The following is a 23,910-nucleotide window of genomic DNA, read 5'->3' as shown; positions in this document are numbered from 1 at the left end:
TCTCGCTAGGTGTTACCAGTAACACCATTCAGTAAGTGACCAATATGTTAACTCATGAGAGGTGATAAGAGGTAATTATTGATGCTTTTTGAGAAATGCAGCGAATGATAAAATTTACTTATTTAACAGAGACATATATAAACCTGCATAACTTTCAATCATCTTGTCCGCTGTAAAAAGTTTTTCGAATCGTTGTTGAGCAGCCTGGCCAAAGGTATGAGCCTTCTCTGGGTTGAACCAGATCTCATCCATAGCTTCGCGTAAAGCCCTGGGGTCTGAAGGCGGGACAACCAGACCGGTAAGACCGTCAATATTGATGAAAGTAGTACCGGTTCCAATTTCGCTTGAAATCAGTGGTTTTGAGTACAAAGCCCCTTCAAGCAAAGAAATACCAAAAGCTTCTGAACGAAGATGTGAAGGAAAAACTAAGCAAGTGCAAAGCTGTAATAACGCAGATTTATCGTCATCCTGTAATGCACCAAGGAAATGAATATTGTCGATACCCAACGACTGGGCTTGCGCTTTCAGTTCAGATTCGATGGGTCCCGCACCAACAATGACAACAGGATAATCACTACCAGCGACAGCATCGATGAGTATGTGAAGCCCTTTATAGTAACGAAAAGTCCCAATGAAAAGAAAAAAGCCGTTAGGGAATCGCTGGGACCACTTTTCTAATACCTGGGGATCATTGTTTTGATAAAAAATTTCATTCAGACCATAGGGAATGACCTTAACTTTATCTTTAAATTTTTGCAGAATCGGGCTACTTTCAACATAATTTGGTGATGCAGCAACAATGCAATCTACACTGGAAAGGAACCTATTCATCAATGGTGTATAAAGTTTTAGCAGGGCCTTTTGTTTAACAATATCTGAATGATAGCTTACGATCGATGGCTTTTTTGTAAAATTTGAGAAATGCAGGACATCCATAAACGGATAGGGAAAATGATAATGAATAATGTCTGCTTGTGTTGCTAGCTTTTTAAACTCAGCAATAGCAGTAAATGAAATTGGCGTAGAAGCATACTCAAATAATGTTTTAACACGATGAATAGTATGATGATCCAACATTGAAATAGCATCATCAAAATCAGGACTATGCGTAAAAACCGTTGATTGGATATTTTCTTTCACACCGCCTTCAGCGAGCTGATAAATAACTTGCTCAATCCCACCAAAAGTATCCGGGTAATATGTTTTATAGCAGTGAAGGACTTTTATCATATTAATTTAGAAACCTGATCATACGCTTCTATCGTTTTATCGGCACAGAATGACCACGAATAATTTTGGGCTTGACTAAGACCAACCTGGATCATTTTGTGTTTCAACTCCTCATCATTAATCATCATTTTCAGATAATGCGTGAGCAATTCTATGTCTTCCGGTTCATGCATTAGCGCGGCATCTCCAACAACTTCAGGTAATGACGTTGCATTTGAACAAATAACGGGAGTGCCAGATGACATAGCCTCCAGTACTGGTAATCCAAACCCTTCATAAATCGAAGGAAAGAGGAAACTGTTAGCAGCACTAAAGAGCATGGGTAAATCGTTACCTGGCACAAAGCCTAAATATTTCAACCAGCCTTCCCGCTCGCCTTTATCAAAAAGACGAAAGAGCTCTTCATTTTCCCAGCCTTTATATCCGCTAATAACGAGCGGGAAATTGTTCTTCTCTTGTAATGACAAGCGATCATATGCACGTAGAAGCGTTAAAATATTTTTTCTGGGTTCGATTGTACCAGTATAAAGAAAGAAGCGACGCCATTTTAAATGATACTTATCCAATACTGCGTGAACATCCTCTTGAGTTCGCGAATGAAATTGGTGATTACACGCCAATGGTGCAACTGAAATTTTCTTCTCATCCAACGAAAAAAATTCCATCAACTCATTTTTTGTATAATACGAATCCGTTATCAATACCGAAGCACGCTTTACAGTGTTACGCAGCTCTTTCTGCATGAGATGTACTCTCCCAGCAGGATGGAACTGTGGCCAATGAAATACTGACAGATCGTGAAAAGTCGCAACGCAATTTTTAACACGCGGAGGGAGATAATAATTAGGACTATGGTAAATGTAATCTTTGAATTTTTTAAGTGCCCGGGCTTTTAAATGAGGAAAAATAAGGCGATAAACTTCACTAACTATTTTGCTTTTTTGTAACTCTCGCTTAAGCGACTGAACGGATTGCGAAGATTCACTTGCAACCGCCAATGAATCTCTTATTCTTGTTCCATGCAAAAAAGTCAGTGAAAGTTTATCTTCCCGTTGCTGAAGTTGTTTCGCCAGTTCAAAAGCATAACGCCCGATACCCGTTAAAGGGTATTTTATGCAATCCGTAGAGAAAACAACCTCTAGCTTTTTATTTCCAGCATCCATTTCAGAGTTTCCCTAAGTGGTACTTTTTGCATTTCATGGCCAATCAGACTATTCAGCAACGAAATATCACCGCACAACTCTCTGATTTCATTTGGTCTAACAAAACCAGAATTTACCTCAATGGTTATGGAGTGACCGGTAATATCTTCACAAAGGCTAATAACATCTCTAAGTGAATGCATCTCTCCAGTAGCAACATTGACCACTTCCCCAAAAGCTTTACACTTTAGTAATTCAGCATAGCATTTAACTAAATCTCGTACATCAGAGAAGTCACGCCATACATCTATATTACCAAGTTCAATAACGTCTTTGCGTTCGCGGAAATGTTTGACAATTTTAGGAATTAAAAAATTCTCAGCTTGCCCTACTCCCGTATAGTTAAAAGGACGGGTAATAATTAGTGGCAACTTATCTTTAAACAGGTTAGCCATGTATTCCATAGCAAGTTTGCTAACGGCATAATCATTGGCAGGATTCGGAAGCGTTGATTCATTAAGCTTACCAGCAATATTATTTCCATAAACGTTTGCGCTACTTGCCACTAATACGGCTTCGGGCTTTTTCTTTGTTTCTGTTAACGCAGATAGCAAGTTGCGCGTGCCGGAAAGGTTGACATCATAGAATGCGTTCGGATTTGAGTGACCAACAAAAGCAATTGCTGCCAAATGAACGACCACATCGGGACTTATACAATCTACTGCGTTTTTAACTTGAATCTTATCTGTGAGATCTACTTGAAAATAGTTATCGATATTATCCGAGGAAGCTGAACCCAGGCCATAAACATCATATCCAGCAGCGGAAAGTTCCGCTGCCATATAATGGCCGGTAAAGCCCTTGATCCCGGTGATCAATGCTTTTTTGCCATGAGTCATATTAGAAAGAGAATCCTTGTTCGTTACGGCGAAGGTCTTCTTTAACCATCATAGCACATAACTCTTCAAGAGTAGTTTTAGGTTCCCATCCAAGAATATCCTTAGCACGCTGGGGATTACCGATCAGTAATTCAACTTCGGCTGGACGGTAGAATTTCGGATTCACTTTTACAACAACTTTATTTGTTGCCACGTCAATTGCCACTTCCTGTTCGTCTTTACCTTCGAAACGTAATTCAATACCAGCAGCTTTAAATGCCATCGATACGAAGTCACGTACAGTTTCTGTTCGGTTGGTAGCAAGTACAAAGGTATCCGGTTCATCTGCCTGAAGCATCAACCACATTCCTTCTACATACTCTTTAGCAAAGCCCCAGTCGCGTTTCGCATCAAGGTTGCCCAGTTCAAGTACATCAAGCTTACCAAGTTTGATTTTTGCAACTGAATCAGTGATTTTGCGAGTAACAAATTCCTGACCACGCAGCGGGGATTCATGGTTAAACAAAATTCCGCTTGAAGCAAAAATGTTATAGCTTTCACGGTAGTTAATCGTCATCCAGTGCGCATACAACTTAGCCACGCCATATGGGCTGCGCGGATAAAATGGTGTATCTTCTTTCTGTGGAATAGCCTGAACTTTTCCAAACATTTCTGATGTGGAAGCCTGATAAAAACGGATTTTCGGGTTAACGATACGAATTGCTTCAAGCAGATTAACAGGTCCGATACCGGTAATTTCAGCAGTTGTTAATGGTTGCTCGAAGGAAACACCGACAAAACTCTGAGCTGCCAAATTATAAACTTCAGTAGCACCGCTCTGTTGTAGCAAACGAATACTGCCAGACAGATCCGTCAAATCATATTCTACAAGCTTTAAGTTAGAATTATTTTTAATCCCCAGCTCGTCAATTCGCCAAAAATTAACCGAACTGGTACGACGGTAGGTTCCGTAAACGATATAACCTTTATTAATTAAGAGTTCAGCAAGATATGCGCCGTCTTGACCTGTAATACCCGTTACGATTGCGATTTTTTGAGACATCATCTTATTCCATACATTTATCAAAAATTAATAACTTTCTACATTAGCGAGGCTGTTAACAAAATCAGCAGTACTGTAAAAAGTTACATTCTTCAGGGGTAATTCATTATATCCCATTGACTTAATTGAGCAATCATCCTTAACATCTAACACTACAATTTCTTCAATGTTTTTAAAACATAAACCAACAGATAGTTTAATATCATCGTTGTCAGCCAGCTCCTTTGCGAAAACGATGAAATCTTCTTCAGAGAATACAATTAAAACTTTATTGCACGCAGAAAGATCACCATAGAAGGACCTCGAATTCAACAAATCATTTATTTTAGGATTAAATGTTAGGACAATAGAATCTTTAAAAGCATCCAATATATCATCTGAGATATTCATTTCATTCAGTAACAATACTTTGCTTGCAACTGATTGTGACTGAACAAATCTTTTTTCATTTCCATCGTAATGAACAAGCTCAATATGGATGTTTTTAGGAAGACCTTCATTAAAGCTTAAAATAAACTCAGCTAATAATTTATAATTTTGATTGTCTAAAAAACCAGTAACATCAACATAAATTTTATGTGGCGTAGGTAAAGCTAATGTATCAGCTAAAGACTGTGAAAAAATATTCAATAGTTCTTCAGGTATAGAATTAAACTTTGTTCTATCCTGGTAAATATTATCCATCAATGTTTTATTGCTATAAGAATCTTCAATTACTTGATAGTAAAGTTTCGCGCAATGTTCCGGGGAATGTTTCATTAAAATATTTTGTCGCGCATTGCGACCAAACTCATGTCTTTTAGAAGCATCGTTCACAAAATCTTCAATAGCAACTTTCAAGTCATAATCTGTAAATTCATCATCAAGAAGTTTTACTGATTCCACTGCAAGTTCGGACATACTTCCATTAGCATTTACTATTGTAGCCAGGCCATAATTCATGCAGTCTAATACAGCAGCTGAAGTTTCACCTCTCGACATAGTTCTTAATTGGATGCCAATATCTCCAGCAGCTATCCATTGTTTATAATCATCATCACTTACCCAATCAGTAATAACAATACTTTCTTTTCGAGGAGAATTATCGATTAATGATAAAATTTTTCTTCCATAATCGCTGTCAGGATTATGCCCAACGAATACTAATTTAGTATTTTTGGCGCTGGTATTAGCCTGATTATAAGCACGAATAATCCTATCGTTTAGTTTGGTTGGTGCTATGTACCCCAATGATATTATAACAACATCATCTTCCCTTAAGCCTAAGTAATCTCTAGCCATTTTCTTATTTTGTGACTTTGCTGGTATTCTCAGCAGAGGAATAACATTGAGTTTACTGAGTGGAAAGTTTTTGTACCACTCACTTGCCAGATTTAAGGAATATCTAGAATGAAAAATTACAGAACGTGCGTTCTCTAACACAGGATAATTACATGGGTATTTTTCAATTGCATTCCCATCATTAATTTCTAAGTTATTATATGAAACAGCAGAAAAACCATGAGATTCGTACAAATAATCATTAAAAGAATAATTAAACTCTTCACCTTCTCCATTTTTCGATAGCCAGTGTATTCCACCTGATAAATAAAAATCATGCATTACAGCTATACCAGGATGCCTCTTGATGAGTTTAAACATATGCGCATGAAAGTGAGAATTGCCAATTTGGTACAAAACCCGATCATAATTATTATAAGAATGAATAAACTCATCGACAGTTTTAACTTCACATCCTGATACGTTTTCCCTATTCTGTACATTTGGATCATTATTTATTACATCAATATCATAATATTCAGAAAGATAAGGTAGCAACTCTTCACTGTAATAGCTTATGCCACTTTTTTCAGGTGGCAGCGGAGATATAAATGCTAGTTTTCTTTTGTTAAAATTAATTGATTTTGAAGTTATGGCTTCACAAGATTTATATTTAATAGATTCTTCAATTGAATTTATCAACTTAGTAGCTGAATTTCTCCAGCTAAATTTTTGAGCTTGAGTTGAGCAATGCTCAATTATTCTTTTTCTGAAATCATCATCTGACAAAACTCTCTGAATCTTATCAGCCATATCATTTATATTTCGAGGATCAAACTGCGCTTCTTCAAAATCCAGAACTTCTGGTAAACTTGAAACATTGCTTGCAATCACAGCCTTGCCACATAACATAGCTTCTAAAACTGGCAGACCAAATCCTTCGTGCCATGATGGGAACACAAATGCGTGACAAAGGTTATACATTGTCAGCAACTCCTCATCTGAAACATACCCAGTGAGAATAAGTTGATTTTCGGTCAAACCCAAGCTTTTAGCTAAGGATTTCAAAATTAAGACATTTTCCTCAGGAATTGAACAGACGATGACTAATTGATGTTTACTACGCATTTCATTTGGCAATAGTGCATAGCTTTCGATCAGTTTTTCGATGTTCTTCCTGTAATCCCAACCGCCTGTATACATCAAGAAATTTTCATTCAATCCGAACTTTCGAAATATTGCATCAGAAGTTTCTTTTGATATAACCTTTGGAATAAACTTGCTGTCTGCTGCAGTTGAAATATTTATAACCTTTAGAGGATCCCACTCAAGATATTTAATTGCTTCTGAACCGGCAGATTCTGAAATACTAAATAAATAATCTGCTTTCTTTAAATAGCTAACCTTTGAATCATACCATTCCTTAAGAACATTATTACTCAAATATTTCTCAGGGTATATCATTGGTATTAAATCATAAAGAATCACACCTGTCGTAAAGCATTCATGCCCGTCTAAAAATGAAACAGCGTCATCAATTAAACCTTCGAACAAACTGGTTAGCAATAAGAAATCAGGTTTTAAAGAAGCAATATGGGAACGATATATAGTTTCTGATAAGTTCCTGTTTTGCTCATTTTCAGAATTAAGATAGCGGGTTGGGGTAACAGGATGCCAAAGTTCTATTTTGAAGCGATTAATAAAGTTTAAGTCATTGCTTATCTCATTTTTAAATTCAGTTATCGAATCCTCAAATGCAGCATTGAAAAGTAAAATAAAAGTGTGCTTACTATCAAGCAGTAACACTTCTTTGATAAGTGATAAAGTGTATCGACCAATACCTCTATTTCGACTGGATGCTTGCCATCCCTGCATATCAATAATTATACGCATCATCAATCCTTACTAGACTTATTGACATCGACATTCGATGAGATTATTTGCAACTTAAATACCTTTGCCTTTCTGGACAGCGTACTAGCTTGGTGCACAACCGGTGGTTTAACACTGTCATAAACAGCTTTAGCAATTATATTTTTAAAACCGGTATTTTGTATGATTTTTTTAATTAAACCTTTAAGTTTAGGGCGGCGCTGCAATTCTACCAGAATAAAACGAACAAAAGCTTTAGGTGAATCTTTTTTATTATAATACTTTACGAATCGATATAGTTTACCACTATATTTTATAGCAATCCGAAGCGGCATTCCAAATCGCCAAAATTTGCTGCTATAGATTAAAGCGATTTGGTGACGCAATGCCCAATTCTCATGCTTCTGAGACTCAATAAATTTAAGTTGTTTTTTGTAATCTTGATTAACTTCTTTCAGTTCTTTCTTTAACGCTTCGTTTGTAACTCGAGCTTTAATTAACTCTTGCTCCTTTAGATATTCCGAATGTAATATAAAATTATCAAATACATTTGGAGGAATTGAAAAAGCTTGTGCCAGCTCTTTATGCTCTTCAGATATATAATATCGATTCAAACCATCCATATATACAAAAGAATAATCTGCCTGAAGCAGTGTATCTTCCCACTCAGAGTGATTGAGTTCCTGAGACATAGGGATTGTCGCCTCAACAACCACAATCCATGGACGATTTTTTTTCCAGTCACATCCCGATATGACTAATGACTCTAACCCCTCAACATCTATTTTAAGAAAATGAACATCTTTATCATTCTTTATATAAGTTTCGAAAATATGATTTAAGGTAGTTACGTTTACTTTTTCGGGATTAGGATTGTAACCTTGCTCATGATGCATCTCAGTAATTTTGCTATTCATCGTTGACAAACCAGTGTCACTGATGAAATTTATTATCTGCTCACCTTCACGATTCGAAATAGCTAGTTGTAAGTTTATATCTTCCGGTCTTTCAGAGTCATATTGTATAAAAAATTCTGGATTAGGCTCAATATTGATCCCTCGCCATCCAGCATCGTAGAAAGCTTTCGTTACTGAATGCTGAACTGGCCAGGCTGCACCAACATCAATATAGAAACCTTTATCTATGTGATGCAGCGCGCGCTTTAAAATAATATCTTCGAAGTTCTGAGCGTAGCTTATAAATTTCATTGTTTTACAATCTCTATTTTAGGATCTATCCATGCCACACCAGCAAATAATTCTTTATCCGTATTAATAACATTAAATACTAAAGCTAAATCTTTCCACTCATAATTATCCGTAAGATGTGTCTCAGAACTTACCAATGCAGTTTGGACTGAATAACTTCCTGTACCAAGGTTCATCGGAAACTTGAAATAAAACTCATAGATGTCACCTTTTTTTACATCTGTTATAGTTTTATTCTTTAAATAAGTATTAGTGCCATATACAATTTGGCCAAGTCGGTCTTTAAAGGAGTATCCAACAACTAGTTTGGGAATATCCTCATTAACTTTAACTTTAATCGCGAGTGTGGCAGTTTCTCCAACATTTATATGCTCTGAAACTTCGCCCTTCTCATTGTAAATCTCGGTAGAAATTACATTAGCCTCGCCTGTACCTGAAGTAGTCTGCACTTTCCCATCAGATGTTATTCTTTGTTCAATGGATTTTTTTTCCTTATCCGCGAGAATAGCATTATAAAAATCCATAACTGCTTCGGGGTTACCCTCAAACTCTTTTCTACCCGCATTAAGTAAAATTGCCCGGTCGCAAATACTTTGTATTGCTGATTTATCATGTGACACTAATAATAGGGTAGTTCCTAACTTTGCATATTCTCTAATTCGATCAAAACTTTTATGTTGAAAATAAGTGTCACCCACTGATAGTGCTTCATCAACTATTAGCACGTCTGGCCGAACAGCAGTTGCTACACTGAATGCAAGCCTCATTTGCATACCACTCGAATATACACGTACAGGTTGATCGATATATTCACCTATTTCCGCAAAACTTTCTATTTCTGGCATCAGTCTATGAAGTTCTTGTACGGAATATCCGAGCAACTGTCCAGCCATAAAGACGTTTTGTCTACCTGTAAAATCAGGATGAAACCCCATTCCAAGCTCAAGTAGAGCTGCTACTTTCCCAGAGATAGAAATATTTCCAGTGGTAGGGAGGGTAGTTCCGGTTATCATTTTTAATAAAGTACTTTTCCCGGCACCATTTATGCCAATAATTCCAACGGCTTCCCCTGGCTTTACAGTGAAACTGATATCTTTTATCACCCATTTAGTTTCATGAAGATCATTTATACCTGGTATGAACCATTCAGCTAAACGCTTCCATCGGCTTGAATACTTTTTGTAAGCTTTACCTACCTGGTTGACAACTATAGTTCCCATTATAATTCATCCACCATTTCACCAACATTTTTTCGAAACAGTCTCATACCCAATATTGTAAGCAAGAGGCCAATGACAAGACTCGGCACTAGCGTGATCCATTCCGGACTTTTACCCTGAACAAGAATCGCATGGCTTGCTTCAATAACAGGCGCCATTGGATTAAACTTCATTAGACCATGAAAACGTTCAGGAATGATATTAATTGGATATACAATAGGTGTGAACCAAAACCAAAATTGCATGATGATTGTGAAGGTTTGCCCAACATCCCTGAAGAAAACATTCAATACTCCAACTAACATACCTAATCCAATAGCAAAAACAACTGCAACTGCCAATACTAAGAAAATTTCAAAATATACAAGTCCGGGAAATGTCCCGGTTATTATAAGAAATATTGTAAACAAAGAAAAAATAATACTGAAATTAACCAGAGAGTTACAAACGATTGTTACTGGCAAGCAAATCCTGGGGAAGTTTATCTTCTTTATAATATTTGCATTATCAATAAAAACATTTTGACTCCTGGAAATTATTTCACTAAATATTCCCCATGTAAATGTTCCTGCGCAAAGATAAATGCTATATGCAAATGCATTATCAACCCCGGGTAGTTTCGCCCTCATTATTTGGGAGAAAATAATTGTATAAACCACTATCATTGATAATGGGTTTATGATGTTCCACGCAGCGCCAAGCAATGAATTTTGATATTTAGTTTGAAATTCACGCTTTATATTTCCGTAGATAAAGCCTCTATATTGAACGATCGTTCTTAATAAGCCAATCATTTAATCGCCCTGACCTTTTATAAGCATTTCAATTTCAAAGACCTTTTCTTTCACTAACTTTTTATTAGCTAGCGTTTCTATATTCAGCCTCAGTAGTGGTTCCGTGTTAGACGTCCTAACATTAAAACGCCAACCATCTAACTCAAAACTTAAACCATCAATAATGTCAACATTTGTTGAGCAATTAGTATATTTCAATTCAAGAGAACGTAAAATATCCTTAGCATTATTAACTTTATAGTTAATCTCACCACTGCAAGGAAACGCTTTCATACGTTCCGCAACCAGTTCAGACAGCGTCATTCCTTTCACCGCCAGCAACTCTGCTACCAACAGCCATGGAATCATTCCGCTATCGCAATAGGCAAAATCACGGAAGTAATGGTGTGCGCTCATTTCGCCGCCGTACACCGCATCTTCTTCACGCATGCGCTCTTTAATAAACGCATGACCTGTTTTAGACATAACAGGTATGCCACCCGCTTTAGTGACGACGTCGATGGTGTTCCAGGTCAAACGGGGATCGTGAATGATCTTCGCGCCAGGCTCTTTTTTGAGGAAGGCTTCGGCCAGCAGGCCAACAATGTAATAACCTTCGATGAACTCTGCGTTCTCGTCAAACAGGAAGCAGCGATCAAAGTCGCCATCAAATGCGATGCCCATGTCGGCTTTGTTCGCTTTCACCGCATCGGAGGTATCTTTCCGGCACTCTGGCAGTAAGGGATTAGGAATACCGTTAGGGAAATGACCATTCGCTTCATGATGAACTTTAATGAAGGTGACCGGTGCATTCGCCAGCTGGAAGCGCTTTTCGATCTCATCGATAACGTGACCGGCAGCGCCATTACCCGAGTTGATGACCAGCGTCATGGGTTTGGTGAAATTTGACAGATCAATGTAGCCCATCAGGTGATCGACATAGGCATCCAATACCGAGATCTGTTTATAGCTGCCACGCTTAGCTGCATCGACCGGCGCAAAATCGTTAGCTTCAGCCAGACGCTGAACATCACGTAAGCCTGTATCGCCACTGATCGGACGGGAACCTTCACGCACCAGCTTCATGCCGTTATAGTTCATCGGATTATGGCTTGCCGTCACTTCGATGCCACCATCAATGCCTAAATGGAAGGTGGCGAAATAAATCTCTTCCGTGCCGCTTAAGCCGATATCAAGTACATTGGTACCCGCATCCATTAAACCATTGGCCAGGGCCATTTTCAGGCTTTCGCTGGTCAGCCGAACATCGCCGCCCACAACAATCGTTTCCGGCTTTAAAAATTCGCCATAAGCGCGACCAATACGATATGCAATTTCTTCATTTAATTCCGCGCCAAGCTCACCGCGAATGTCATAAGCTTTAAAACAGGTCAATGCTGCCATGATCTCGTCTGTCCTTACTTACTTGCAAATTGTTCTTTAATCAGAATTAAATCGTCATCGCCCAGATAGGAGCCTGACTGAATTTCCAGCAGCTCTAACGGAATCTTGCCTGGATTTTCTAACGTGTGCTGATGGCCAATAGGAATAAAGGTCGATTGGTTTTCCGTCAGCAATAAGGTTTTATCCTGAATAGTCACTTTGGCAGTGCCGGATAAGATCACCCAGTGTTCAGTTCGGTGATAATGCATCTGTAATTCGAAACGTTCACCCGGTTTAACGGTGATACGATTTACATTAAAACGGCCGGTATTGACCACCAGATCGCAGCGTCCCCATGGCCAGTAAGTTTCACGATGACGACGATATTCCGTACGGCATTCGCTCTTCAGGAACTCCACCACGCGTTTGACGTCCTGAACCTGATCTTTGCGCGCCACCAGCACGGCATCTTTGGTGTTAACAATCACCAGATTTTCCACGCCGATAGCTGCCACTAACTGATCTTCGCTGTTGATGTAGCAATTTTTAGTGTTATGCAGGAAGGTATCGCCTTTCAGCGAGTTACCGGCTGCATCTTTTTCATTCACTTCCCACAGCGCGGACCAGGATCCGACATCGCTCCAGCCTGCATCCAGCGGCACCACGACGGCAGCGTCCGTTTGCTCCATCACGGCATAATCAACGGACTCATCCGGGCAGGCAATGAAATCGTCTTTATCAATGCTGATGAAGTCGTTACCTTCTGCCACATTCGCCATGGCACGGCGGCAGGCATCCAGAATATCAGGACGGAATTTTTCCAGTTCCTGCAGATAACGTTTGGCGCGGAACATAAACATCCCGCTGTTCCAGTAATATTCACCGGAAGCCAGATAATCCTGAGCCGTTTTCAGGTTAGGCTTTTCCACAAAACGCTGCACGCTAAACGGCGCATGTTCATCACCCGCCAGCTGCTCACCGCGATGAATATAGCCGTAACCGGTTTCAGGTCCGGTGGGCACGATGCCGAAGGTGACCAGATGCCCCTGCTTGGCATATTTCGTTGCGGTGGTGATGGCCTGGTGGAATGCCGCGCGGTTCTCAATGACATGGTCGGCGGCTAACACTAACAGTACCGGATCATCGCCTTGCTCAATCGCGTTAATCGCTGCCAGAGCAATCGCCGGCGCCGTGTTGCGACCAACCGGTTCAAGGATGATGTTATGGGAAAGTTTGTTGATCTGACGAAGCTGTTCAGCGACGAGGAAACGGTGCTCTTCGTTGCAGATGACCAGCGGAGCTCGCGCTTCGACACCGGTCAGGCGGTTGACAGTCTCCTGCAGCATCGAGTGCTGTCCGTGCAAGCTGATGAACTGTTTTGGATACAATTCACGTGAAAGGGGCCACAAACGACTGCCGGTTCCTCCGGCCATGATTACGGGAAGTAACATTCCACAACCTCTAATGTGTCTTTTAGACTGCTCTATCATTTCCAGCGGGACAATTTTTCAGCAAAGCAAAAAATAGCCACGCTACCGCCCTTGGCTTGCAGCAACCAATATGCTGTGTAACAAGTCAATCCTGTGCTTTCCGTCTCGGCTAATTATGGTCAATATTGCAGCATCAACCGCTTTGTCTGAGACCATCACAAATAATACATTTTGTGCTGCCGAATTAACATGGTTATTGTCTGATGCCAGCGCGACGAATCTTAATTTTCTTTCACCGGTGCGTTTATCGCCAAGCTACTGAGTCTGAAAGAATATAGTCGCCGATTCGCAGAATGAAAGGCTGCAGCGAGGTTTCACTAAATCAATATGATGAGTTGTGAACTTGATGCATTGGCCTGGCGCTGATTAGGATTTTTCTGCATCCCGCAAATGAATACCTGACCAAAAAAACATCAAAGTAAATTATTTGCGCATAAAAAAACCCGGCATATGCCGGGTTTTTACTCATTACCTGCTTAATCACTTAAACCCATTCGGGTTCTTCGACTGCCAGTTCCAGGTATCGCGCATCATCGCATCGATACCGCGCGTGACGCGCCAGTCGAGCTCTTTGTTGGCCAGGCTGGCATCCGCCCAGAACGCGGGCAGATCGCCGTCGCGGCGCGGTTTAAACTCGAACGGAATCTGTTTACCGGACGCCTGCTCAAACGCCTTGATCATCTCCAGCACTGAGAAGCCTTTGCCGCCGCCGAGGTTGTAAGCTTTGTAACCTTCAACTTTTGGCAGGTGATCCAGCGCTTTCAGGTGCCCTTCCGCCAGGTCGACGACGTGAATGTAGTCGCGCTGGCAGGTGCCATCTGGCGTCGCGTAGTCATCGCCAAACACGCCCAGCTTGTCCAGACGCCCAATCGCCACCTGCGCAATGTACGGCAGCAGGTTGTTCGGAATACCGGTTGGGTCTTCGCCAATCTCACCGGATTCGTGCGCGCCGACCGGGTTGAAGTAGCGCAGCGCGATGGCTTTGAAGTTCGGCTCGGCTTTGGCGAAGTCGCGCATCACGAACTCAATCATCAGCTTGGAGGTGCCGTACGGACTGGTGGTGCCACCAATAGGCGTCGTTTCGACGTACGGAACCGGTGCGTCAGCGCCATACACGGTGGCGGATGAGCTAAAGATAAAGTTCCACACGCCGGCGGCGCGCATCTCTTCCAGCAGCACCACGGTCCCGGCGACATTGTTCTCGTAATATTCCAGCGGCATGCGCGTGGATTCGCCTACCGCTTTCAGCGCGGCGAAGTGGATGACGGCCGAGATGTCATTGCTGGCAAACAGATCGCGCAGGCAGGCGCGGTCGCGGATGTCGCCTTCAACGAATACCGCTTTCTTACCGGCCAGCTTCTCAACGCGATTGATTGCTTCGCGCGAGGCATTGCAAAGGTTATCCAGGACTACAACGTCGTCGCCGCGCTCTAACAGCGCCAGCACCGTATGGGAGCCGATGTACCCTGCTCCGCCCGTTACCAAAATAGCCATGTGTACTCCTTTAAAACCGCGCAACCTGCGCGGCGGGGAAAGAGATTATTTTGCCAGAATTTTTTGGATTGCTTCGCGGAAATCGCGGCCCTGGGTGTTGTTGCGCAGACCGTACGAGACGAAGGCCTGCATGTAGCCGAGTTTACGGCCGCAGTCGAAGCTGGTGCCGGTCAGCAGCTGAGCATCAACCGGTTTTTTCTGGCTCAGGGAGGCGATTGCATCGGTCAGCTGGATACGGCCCCAGGCGCCTGGCTCAGTGCGCTCCAGTTCACCCCAGATATCCGCAGAAAGCACGTAACGGCCCACGGCGGTCAGGTCTGAGTTCAGCTCGGACGGATGCTCAGGTTTTTCCACGAAGTTGGTGATGGTGCTGATATCGCCCGGGTTATCCAGCGGCTGCTCGGTGGTCAGCACGCCATATTCAGACAGGTCTTCGCCCGGCATGTGTTTCGCCAGAACCTGGCTGCGGCCGGTCTCTTCGAAGCGTGCCACCATCGCGGCAAGGTTGTAACGCAGGTGGTCAGCGGTGGAGTCATCCAGCAGCACGTCTGGCAGGACCACCACAAATGGGTTGTCGCCAATCATCGGACGGGCACACAGTACCGAGTGGCCAAGACCCAGCGGGTTCGCCTGACGCACGTTCATGATAGTCACGCCCGGCGGACAGATTGACTGCACTTCGCTCAGCAGCTGGCGTTTAACGCGCGCTTCAAGCAGCGCTTCCAGCTCGTAGGTGGTATCGAAGTGGTTTTCCACTGCATTTTTGGAAGCATGGGTGACCAGCACAATCTCCTTGATGCCCGCCGCCACGCACTCGTCGACAATATACTGAATCATTGGTTTATCGACGATAGGCAGCATCTCTTTCGGAATGGCTTTAGTCGCAGGGAGCATATGCATACCGAGACCCGCAACCGGGATTACTGCTTTAAGCTTGGTCATATTTATTCCATTTCATGAAGTGAATACGTGGGGTCGATTATGCAGGATCGGCCGGTTGAGCAAGTATAATCTTTATCTGAAAAACTGGCACTAACTCTCTGTCAACACATAAAAAATCGTCAAAAAGTCCATCTGCCACCCGGTAATCAGGCGGGAAAAAAAAGCGGCTAAATGGCTGAAAAACAGTGGAAGGCAGAGTGCTGAGCAATGACCGGTGAGGCCAGTGATTGTTGAGCGTTCAGACCGGCGTTGCGGAAACATCATTGGGGCGAAGATGGAAGCGTATTTTTGAAAGGTCGCCATGAATGGCGCCCCTACGGGATCACAGCAGGTTTTTGTAGGGTGCGCATTGATGCGCACCGGCGGTTGCACGTCAGTCACCGATCACATCTGATGATGCCGGGCGGTCGCCGTTGCCAACGACCACTCCCGTCATCACCGCTTACAGCCAGCCCTCAAACCACTCGGGCATCACGAACAGGTTGAAATGATTCACCAGCAGCATCAGGCCGACAAACACCACCGACACCGACACCCACTGGCGCGCATACGGCATAAAGCGGATGCCAATCACCGGTTTGATGAAGAACGGATGCGCGAAGGCGGAGATCAGCACCTGTGAAATCGACAGCGTCAGCGCCACATAAATCACGTTCGGCCAGATCCACGTAGTGGCCAGCACCACTACCACCACCAGGCTGGCGACGATATTCCAGTAGAACTCGACGTTAGTGCGTCCGTTCGCCTGGGAGATCGCGCCGGTCAGGCCGCCCATCGGGCGCAGCATACCGAACAGCAGCATCAGCGGGATCAGGTGATACACCTGCTCGTGCGAAGCGCCATATAGCACACGCACAATCACCGGAGACAGAATACCAATCGCCAGGTACATCGCGCTGCTGAACAGCATGATGACGAAGGTGCCCTTAAGGAACAGTTTTTTCAGCTGCTCGGGATCGTGCTGCTTCTCGGCGAAGCGCGGCAGCGCCAGGCGGTTAATCACCGGCGACACCAGCTTCAGCGGCTGCAGAATCAGCTCTTTCGCCAGTGAGTAAATTCCCAGCATCTCGGCACCCATCACTTTACCGACGATCAGCGCATCAGCCTGAGTACGCAGCTGGTTAATGGTCTGCGAACCCAGCTGATAGATACCGTAACGCACCGCGCTGACAAAGGTTTTGCCGTCGAACTCCCACGTTGGCCGCCACGACTTCTCGCCAAAGTAGATCATGCAGAGAATGCGCGTGAAGGCGTTGATGAACAGCCCGAGAATCGCCGCCGCCACCGTCAGCGAGGTGAAATAGAGCATCGCCACCGTACACAGGAAGGCAAACAGCTTGGTGCCCATCTCAATCTTCGCCAGCGTCACCATGCGTTTGGTTTTCACATAGTGTGCCTGATACTGCGACAGGTGGCCGAGCACGAGGAAGTTGAGGCTGGTGAGCATAATCAGCGCCGTCAGCTCCGGCAGATGATAGAACCACGCCACCGGCCAGGCGATGGCCAGCATGATCAGACCGGTACAGAAGCTCAGCGAGACGTTAACCCAGTAAATGGTGCTCTGCTCACGACGTGTAATCTCCTGACGATGCACGATGTAGCTGCTCATGCCCATGTCCTGCAGCACGGTAGCCACCGCCAGAATGGCGTTGATGATCGCCAGCAAACCCAGCTCGTGCGCTTCCAGCTTGCGCGCCAGCACCGCCAGCTGCAGCACCTGCAGCAGCGCGGCAAAGCAGGTGCTGCCAAACAGCCACACCGCCTGTTTTTTTAATCCACTCACACCATGCGCTCCAGAATTTTCGCCAGCTCACCGTAAGCGATGTGCTGATTGAACTCGGTTTCCACTTTATGGCGCGCTGCGGCCACCACCGGCGCAACGTCAACGTCACCGCGCGACAGGCGCAGCAGCGTGTCCGCCAGCTCGTCGGCATCATTTTCCGATACCAGCCAGCCGCTGACGTTATTCTGAATCAGCTCCGGGATGCCGCTGTGGTAGGTGGACACCACCGGTAAGCCGACCGCCATCGCTTCCATCAGCGCCACCGGAATGCCCTCCATATCGCCATCGGCGGCGGTTTTCGACGGTAGCAGGAAGATGTCGGCCTCGCTCAGCGCCTGACGAATCTCCTCCTGCGGCTTGAAGCCCGGCATGGTCACCATGTCTTCCAGGCCGGCACGTGCGATGTGCTCGCGCATCATGCCGTCCTGCTCGCCGTTACCGATGATGGTGAACTGGAACTGGCCACCGTTATCACGCAGGATTTCACTGGCTTTGACCGCCACGTCCAGCCCTTTTTTCTCGGTCAGGCGCGCCACCGAAACGATGCGCAGCGGTTTGTGGAATGCTTCACGCGGCTGGAAGTTAAACTTCTCCGGCTCGATGCCCATACGCGTGACGTGCACTTTCTCGCGCGGACAGCCCATCTCAATCAGCTTGTTCTCCCACAGATGGCTGATCGGCAGCATCAGTTCGCTCTGTCTGAACAGGTTGATGTAATCCTGTTTGTGCTCTTCAAGAATGTGACGACGCGAGATGTCCGCGCCGTGGAACACCGTCGCCTGCTTGCCCTTCAGCACTCCCAGCTCGCGCAGTTTATTCGCCAGCGCACCGGCATAGCCGAAGTGCACCAGGAACACATCGGCGGTAAAGGTCTGCCGGGCATTTGCGACAATGGCCGGCAGCAGCAGTTTTTTCGCCTGCGCACCGTAGCGGCCAACGTTAAGCGACTTCAGCAGCGCCGGTTTGGCGATTTTCGGCAGCATCAGCCCGATGCGCTGGGTCAGTTTGTCGAGGTTTGATACCTTCTCTTCCGGCAGCAGATAGTGGGTTTTCGCCGCCAGATTGTACTCATCGAACGCGGCATGACGGTTGATCATGTCGCCCGGAAACACCGAGATGATCTCGACGTCATAGCCGGCATCGATGAAATGCGTCACCTGATTGAGGACAAACGTCTCAGAGGCAACCGGAAAACGCATGGTGAAAAAGGTTAGCTTCATCACTTACCCCAGGACGTTGAGAATTTCTTCGGTGATGCGGTTGCCGATTTCACGCTCCTGCGCCACCGCGGTGTTCACTTTTTGCTTCACGTTGTCGTAGTCCGCCAGCACCGTCTGCACTTTGTCGATCAGCGAGCCGTCCATCAGGCTCTGCACGTCGGTGGCCATCTGCGGCAAACCCAGCTGGTTCATCACGCCGAGTGATTTGTGCTCGTAGTTGATGGCCACGGCTGGCGTGCCAAAGTTCATAGAGATGATTGCCGAGTGCAGGCGCGTGCCGATGGTGAGATGGCAGTGGCTGAGCAGGATGCCGAGCTCCAGGTCATTGAACTCGTCCATGATCACATGGTAGTGCTCCGGCTGCTCAACGTGGTCGCGCAGCGTCAGCGCCACCATACGGTCATCTTTGGCATAGCTGTCGATGCCGGTACAGGTGGAGAACGCCACCACCTGATAACCTTCGGCGATCATGGCGTTGATCACCCGGCCAAACGCGGCTTCGTACTCTTTCTGCGTGACGCCAAGACGTTTGTCGAACGGTGCCAGCTCACGCACGGTGATAGCGATGGTTTTGCGCGACTGAATGATGTTCTGCCAGTGCAGCAGGTTGTGGCTCGGATTTTCCACCTCGCGCGCCTGCACCAGGAACGCGGTGTCCACGCCCTTCTTCACCCGGCTGGTGGTCACGCCATCCTGCTTCAGGCGATCGAGGCTGACCTCTTCGCGCAGCACCAGGCTGTCGACGCGGTCAAAAACAAAGTTTGCCAGCGCATTGACGCGCGGGTTTTCGAACGGGCCCACCGAGTGACCAATCATGTGCAGCGGCTTCTTCGCCATCAGCGCGCACAGCGCGTGATCGAACTGGGTGACGCCGTACAGATCGACGAAGAACGAGCCGCCGACCTGAATGATGGCATCATATTTCGCCAGGCTGCGGGTGAATTCCGCCAGATGCGGCGGCACCGAGAAGGATTTATACACGCCGCCTTTGCCGAGGTGCGCCATCATGATGTCCGGCATCAGACGGTTGGCGACTTTGCGCTTCAGGCTGCTGACCAGCCCTTTTGGCGCCTTACTGTTGTGCAGAAACAGCGAATCCTGCTGGATGTGCTGCTGCAGTAAATATCCGGAGCTGGTTGGATAGCGGCTGATGACATCGATATCCAGATCCCCACGCGCGGCCTGCAATGAATCAATCAGTCCACGTAAAATCGCGCCATCCCCACGATTTCCACAGGTATGGTTACCCACCAATAAAATCTTCATAAAAACTCCAGATAAATTTTTGTAATTTTTTACAAGCCGCCAGTTCCATACTGGCTAAGTGAACTCTGTAAGAAAAAACTGCTAATGGGCCAGCGGCCCGAAATTAACGACTGCCTGTTGTGACGTAAATGCGTTACCTGTTTAGCGGTGCGCATAAATGCGCACCCTACAAGTCCTGTGCGCGATGATGAGAAGTGCACGGATGTAGGGTCGCCATTCATGGCGACCGCCGCTGACCCTCATGACTTCAGCGCGAAATACGGCAGCGCCACCTGCTCGCCGTTGATCACCACTGAAACAAACCCCTTCGGCTGGCGCGTATCCACCTCTTCGGCCTTGAGCGCGCGCGACGCCAGCAGCAAATCGCCCTGCTCATTACCGCCGATGCCGGCTTTACCGTTGTGCAGGCTAAACCGCTGCGGGGCCGGCTGGCTGCCGCTGGTCGGACTGCCCTGCGCCATGGTGGCATCAACGCGCGCGCAGCGGCCGGTGAGGAACCGGTCTTTGGCGGTGCTCTTAATCAGCACCACCGCCGTCGGCGTCCAGCCCGCCAGTTTGACGAACACTTTGCTATCGGTATCGCTGCGTGCATCGACGCGCACCTCCAGCACCGGCGAACTGCCTTCCGCGGACCAGCTGGCTTCCGCCTTGCTGGTTTTGCGCTGCAGATGAATCACCGCGCGACCGCCGGTCTGTTTACCGCCCATCACGTCGAGCAGTGGCTGTTTGTCGCTGCCGTTGCTGAACTGCGACTGACCAAACAGCTCGATCTCCCAGCTGTCACCCACGGTGGGCGAGTAAAAATTACCCAGCTCGAACCAGGTGGCCTGATTGGTGTTGTTGGTCAGACGGAAACGCGACGTGATGTAGTTGTATTTCAGGCTGCCGTCGATGGCCACGCCGTAAGACTCTACCCGCGTTGAGCCCATCTCCCAGATATTCAGCCAGCGCTCGCCTTCCAGCGAGTTATCGATCCAGCTGCCAGACTGCAGATTGGTCTGGCGCATGTTGAGGCGGGAATTGCGCGCGTTCAGCGGGTTTTTGCAATCTTCCAGGCTCAGCGCATCAATGATCCACTGGCCGTTCGAGATATCGCCGGGGTGCTCGCTGTGCTCAATCCAGCCGTTATGAATGATCGACTGGCTGCAGCGCGGCAGGTTAAGTACCATGCCGCCGGTACAGCGCTGGGCGTTGAAGTTCGACAGCTCAATCGCCGTACTGTGGTCCCACGCACCCTGCTTCTGTCCTGACCAGCTGGCTTTGATCACGTCACCGGTACAGGTGTCGGCGTACCACTGGTCGATTTTGCAATCCAGCGTATCCAGCAGGCTGATCGAGGTGCCACCGACGCGGTTGAAGCGCAGGCAGGCACCGCGGAAGAACTGGCCGCCTGGACAGGTGTTGCGGAACAGCCCCTGTTTGTTTGGCCGCTTGTCGTTCTGACCGTTGAAGATCAGGTTGGAGATTTCGGTCCAGCGCGCATTCACCTGGAACAGGAATTCGGAACGACCGTCAGAAACCAGCGTGGTCGCCGGGAAATAGCCGAAGTTAACCATCGCGCCGGAAATGCGGAAGAAGCGCTGCTGTTGATCGCCAAAGTCACAGCCGGTCACGAAGAAGGTGCCTGCCGGAAACTGTACGCAGATCTGCTGGTTAGCCTTGAGCGACCACTGATACATAGCTTTGATCGCCGGTGCCGTATCGGTTTTGCCATCGGCGATGGCGCCGAAGTCAAACAGCGTCAGACGGTTGAAATCTTCCACCACGCGGCGCCAGTAGAATCCGTTGCCGCTGAAAATCACGCCGCCATCATCTTCGCCTTCGCCATACACGCCGACGAACTCGCCGCCGCCCACTTCCAGCCCTTCGTGCCAGCTTTTCAGCTTGATTTTCGCCCCGGCAAAAAGCGGTCGGGTTTTACGCAGCTCTTCCACCGACGGAATTTCGCCGATCAGCTGGTAGCCGTTCGGCTGCGCCAGGCGCTGGCTGAAGTTGCTGGCGTTCGGGCGCGACACGTCGCTGATGGAAAACAGCGTATTGCCCTGATTATCTTCCACCACCATCGAGTGCGCGGGATTGGCGATTAACGCGGCATTATCGTGAATAAACTGGGCAAAGTTGCCTTTGTTGAGCGCAATTGGCTGGCTCACCTGGGACACCTTACCGCTGGCGTCGCGCAGATACACCGGAATCTGGTTGCCGGCCTGGCTGGCATCTTTGCCTGCTGCGCCAATCCACAGTTTGCCTTCAAAGTTCTGCCAGAACTGCGGTGGCATGGTATAGACGTTTTCCGGCGTCAGAATCGGCACATCGCCCGGCGGGACGCTGGAGGCATCAACCGCTTTCAGCGCCGGCTGACCACTTTTGGCGGCGTAACTGGAAAACGCGCTCACCGACAGCGCGGCAACAATGGAGGAGGCTGCAGTTTGCAAGACTTCTCTTCTTTTCATGCTAACAATCCCGTGGTCATGGGGCCGCATGGCGGCCGAAAAGGTATCCCCGAGGCACGATAAAAGTGGTTACACCAGCGCCAGCCAGCTCTGTTTGATCTGATTACCGTCAAACTTCAGCGCCGTCTCTTTGGTCTTTTCGCTCATGGCAAAGAACAGGCGATCGTCGCTGGCCAGCTGCTCCATGCGCGCCAGGAAAGTGGCTTTGTCGTTCATTGGCACCAGGAAGCCATCTTCGCCGTGATTGATGATCTCCTGCGGTCCGGTCGGACAGTCATAGGCCACCACCGGCAGCGACCAGGATTTGGCTTCCAGCAGTACCAGCGGCAGTCCTTCATAACGTGAGGTCATCAGCGCCATGTCGCTGTCGCGGTAGTAATCATTGATATTGCTGACTTTGCCGACAAAGTTAACGCTGCCGGTGATGCCCAGCGCCGCGGCCTGATCGTGCAGCTGCTGGCGCAGTTCGCCGTCACCGGCGATCACCAGTTTCCACTCCGGGTGTTTTTTGCTGAAGTCGGCCCAGATATCCAGCAGCAGGTCAAAGCCCTTCTGATTATCGAGGCGGCCTACCGCCAGCGCCTGACGGCTGCGCGTCTCGCGCTGCCAGGATTTGTACACCACCGGGTTAGGAATTTGCTGGCTGGGGATATGCCAGCGGGTGAAGACCTGATGGTCTTTGTCAGTCAGCACGATCACCTGGTCGTAGTAGCGCAGCAGCAGCCACTTCAGCAGTTTGATCGGCTTGCTGAACGAGTTGATGGCGATGTGCTCGCAGGCGTAGGCTTTGAAGGTTTTTTTCTTCATTGCCATCAGGTTCCAGAAGGCAAACATCACGCTCAGGCGCCCCATACTGATCAGGAATACGCTGTCGAAGCCCTCCTGATGGATGCGCGCCACGGCACTTTTAATCGGGTTGCTGTGGCCTTCGAAGCTGACAATCTCTTTCACCCGCTCAAACGGGTAAAAGGTTTTGCCGTGCCCTTCCAGCGAGTAAATGGTGACGGCATGCTCCTCACCGAGGCACTCCGACATGAAGTTGCAGATGTTCTCCGTGCCTGCGTAGGAGTAGGCATCCTTAATAACTAAAACAATCTTTTTCATGAAAATGCTTTCCACCTCAAACAAATGGCGATTTCAATAACCGAGTAGTTTGAGTTGCAGCAAGGCGGCAAGCGGGACCATCCGCAGGAGCTTACTCAGGTAAGTGACTGTGGTGGGCACGCGCAGCCAACG

At 46.9% G+C, this 23,910-nt stretch carries 17 protein-coding genes; all 17 read right to left on the bottom strand.

All coding sequences use genetic code 11. The features are described from left to right. Window positions 1-114 precede the first annotated feature (114 nt). The gene (locus C1N60_RS07570) at window positions 115-1,230 is read right to left on the bottom strand and encodes a glycosyltransferase family 4 protein (RefSeq protein WP_394521598.1); all 1,116 of its coding nucleotides are present in this window, start codon (window positions 1,228-1,230) and stop codon (window positions 115-117) included. Beyond that, window positions 1,227-2,393, bottom strand: coding sequence for a glycosyltransferase family 4 protein (locus C1N60_RS07565; RefSeq protein WP_394521597.1), 1,167 nt, complete (start codon window positions 2,391-2,393; stop codon window positions 1,227-1,229). Before C1N60_RS07565 ends, C1N60_RS07570 begins: the two co-directional genes overlap by 4 nt. Beyond that, window positions 2,369-3,271, bottom strand: coding sequence for a GDP-mannose 4,6-dehydratase (locus C1N60_RS07560; protein WP_394521596.1), 903 nt, complete (start codon window positions 3,269-3,271; stop codon window positions 2,369-2,371). Before C1N60_RS07560 ends, C1N60_RS07565 begins: the two co-directional genes overlap by 25 nt. Before the next feature lies 1 nt (window position 3,272). Then, the gene (gmd, locus tag C1N60_RS07555; RefSeq protein WP_394521743.1) at window positions 3,273-4,313 is read right to left on the bottom strand and encodes a GDP-mannose 4,6-dehydratase; all 1,041 of its coding nucleotides are present in this window, start codon (window positions 4,311-4,313) and stop codon (window positions 3,273-3,275) included. Window positions 4,314-4,340: 27 nt separating this feature from the next. Next, on the bottom strand, window positions 4,341-7,469 hold the full coding sequence (locus C1N60_RS07550; protein WP_394521595.1) for a glycosyltransferase: 3,129 nt from the start codon (window positions 7,467-7,469) through the stop codon (window positions 4,341-4,343). Beyond that, complete coding sequence (locus tag C1N60_RS07545) at window positions 7,469-8,653, bottom strand: FkbM family methyltransferase (RefSeq protein WP_394521594.1); 1,185 nt, start codon at window positions 8,651-8,653, stop codon at window positions 7,469-7,471. Before C1N60_RS07545 ends, C1N60_RS07550 begins: the two co-directional genes overlap by 1 nt. Then, complete coding sequence (locus C1N60_RS07540; RefSeq protein WP_394521593.1) at window positions 8,650-9,873, bottom strand: ABC transporter ATP-binding protein; 1,224 nt, start codon at window positions 9,871-9,873, stop codon at window positions 8,650-8,652. Before C1N60_RS07540 ends, C1N60_RS07545 begins: the two co-directional genes overlap by 4 nt. Then, a complete protein-coding gene (locus C1N60_RS07535; RefSeq protein ID WP_394521592.1) occupies window positions 9,873-10,667 on the bottom strand; it encodes an ABC transporter permease in 795 nt (264 codons plus the stop codon). Before C1N60_RS07535 ends, C1N60_RS07540 begins: the two co-directional genes overlap by 1 nt. Then, window positions 10,668-12,050: a phosphomannomutase CpsG gene (gene cpsG / locus C1N60_RS07530; protein WP_394521591.1), complete on the bottom strand. Its 1,383-nt coding sequence runs from the start codon at window positions 12,048-12,050 to the stop codon at window positions 10,668-10,670. Window positions 12,051-12,064: 14 nt separating this feature from the next. Next, entirely contained in the window at window positions 12,065-13,480 is a 1,416-nt protein-coding gene (locus C1N60_RS07525; protein ID WP_058757298.1) for a mannose-1-phosphate guanylyltransferase/mannose-6-phosphate isomerase, read from the bottom strand. 519 nt (window positions 13,481-13,999) lie between these two features. After that, the gene (galE, locus tag C1N60_RS07520; protein WP_058757297.1) at window positions 14,000-15,013 is read right to left on the bottom strand and encodes a UDP-glucose 4-epimerase GalE; all 1,014 of its coding nucleotides are present in this window, start codon (window positions 15,011-15,013) and stop codon (window positions 14,000-14,002) included. Between the two features lie 45 nt (window positions 15,014-15,058). Beyond that, a complete protein-coding gene (galF, locus tag C1N60_RS07515) occupies window positions 15,059-15,955 on the bottom strand; it encodes a UTP--glucose-1-phosphate uridylyltransferase GalF (RefSeq protein WP_021509335.1) in 897 nt (298 codons plus the stop codon). Between the two features lie 442 nt (window positions 15,956-16,397). Next, window positions 16,398-17,738: an MOP flippase family protein gene (locus C1N60_RS07510; protein ID WP_021509334.1), complete on the bottom strand. Its 1,341-nt coding sequence runs from the start codon at window positions 17,736-17,738 to the stop codon at window positions 16,398-16,400. Then, complete coding sequence (locus C1N60_RS07505; protein ID WP_215787590.1) at window positions 17,735-18,958, bottom strand: glycosyltransferase; 1,224 nt, start codon at window positions 18,956-18,958, stop codon at window positions 17,735-17,737. The genes C1N60_RS07510 and C1N60_RS07505 overlap by 4 nt, the downstream gene beginning before the upstream one ends. Before the next feature lie 3 nt (window positions 18,959-18,961). After that, on the bottom strand, window positions 18,962-20,224 hold the full coding sequence (gene wcaK / locus C1N60_RS07500; RefSeq protein ID WP_058757295.1) for a colanic acid biosynthesis pyruvyl transferase WcaK: 1,263 nt from the start codon (window positions 20,222-20,224) through the stop codon (window positions 18,962-18,964). Between the two features lie 239 nt (window positions 20,225-20,463). Continuing rightward, window positions 20,464-22,674, bottom strand: coding sequence for a phage tailspike protein (locus C1N60_RS07495; protein ID WP_104188463.1), 2,211 nt, complete (start codon window positions 22,672-22,674; stop codon window positions 20,464-20,466). Window positions 22,675-22,743: 69 nt separating this feature from the next. Then, the gene (locus tag C1N60_RS07490; protein WP_021509330.1) at window positions 22,744-23,778 is read right to left on the bottom strand and encodes a glycosyltransferase; all 1,035 of its coding nucleotides are present in this window, start codon (window positions 23,776-23,778) and stop codon (window positions 22,744-22,746) included. Window positions 23,779-23,910 lie beyond the last annotated feature (132 nt).

This window comes from Pantoea sp. SGAir0184, assembly GCF_043544755.1.
Note: the sequence above shows the minus strand (reverse complement) of the source record. Positions and strands in the feature narration are given on the sequence as shown.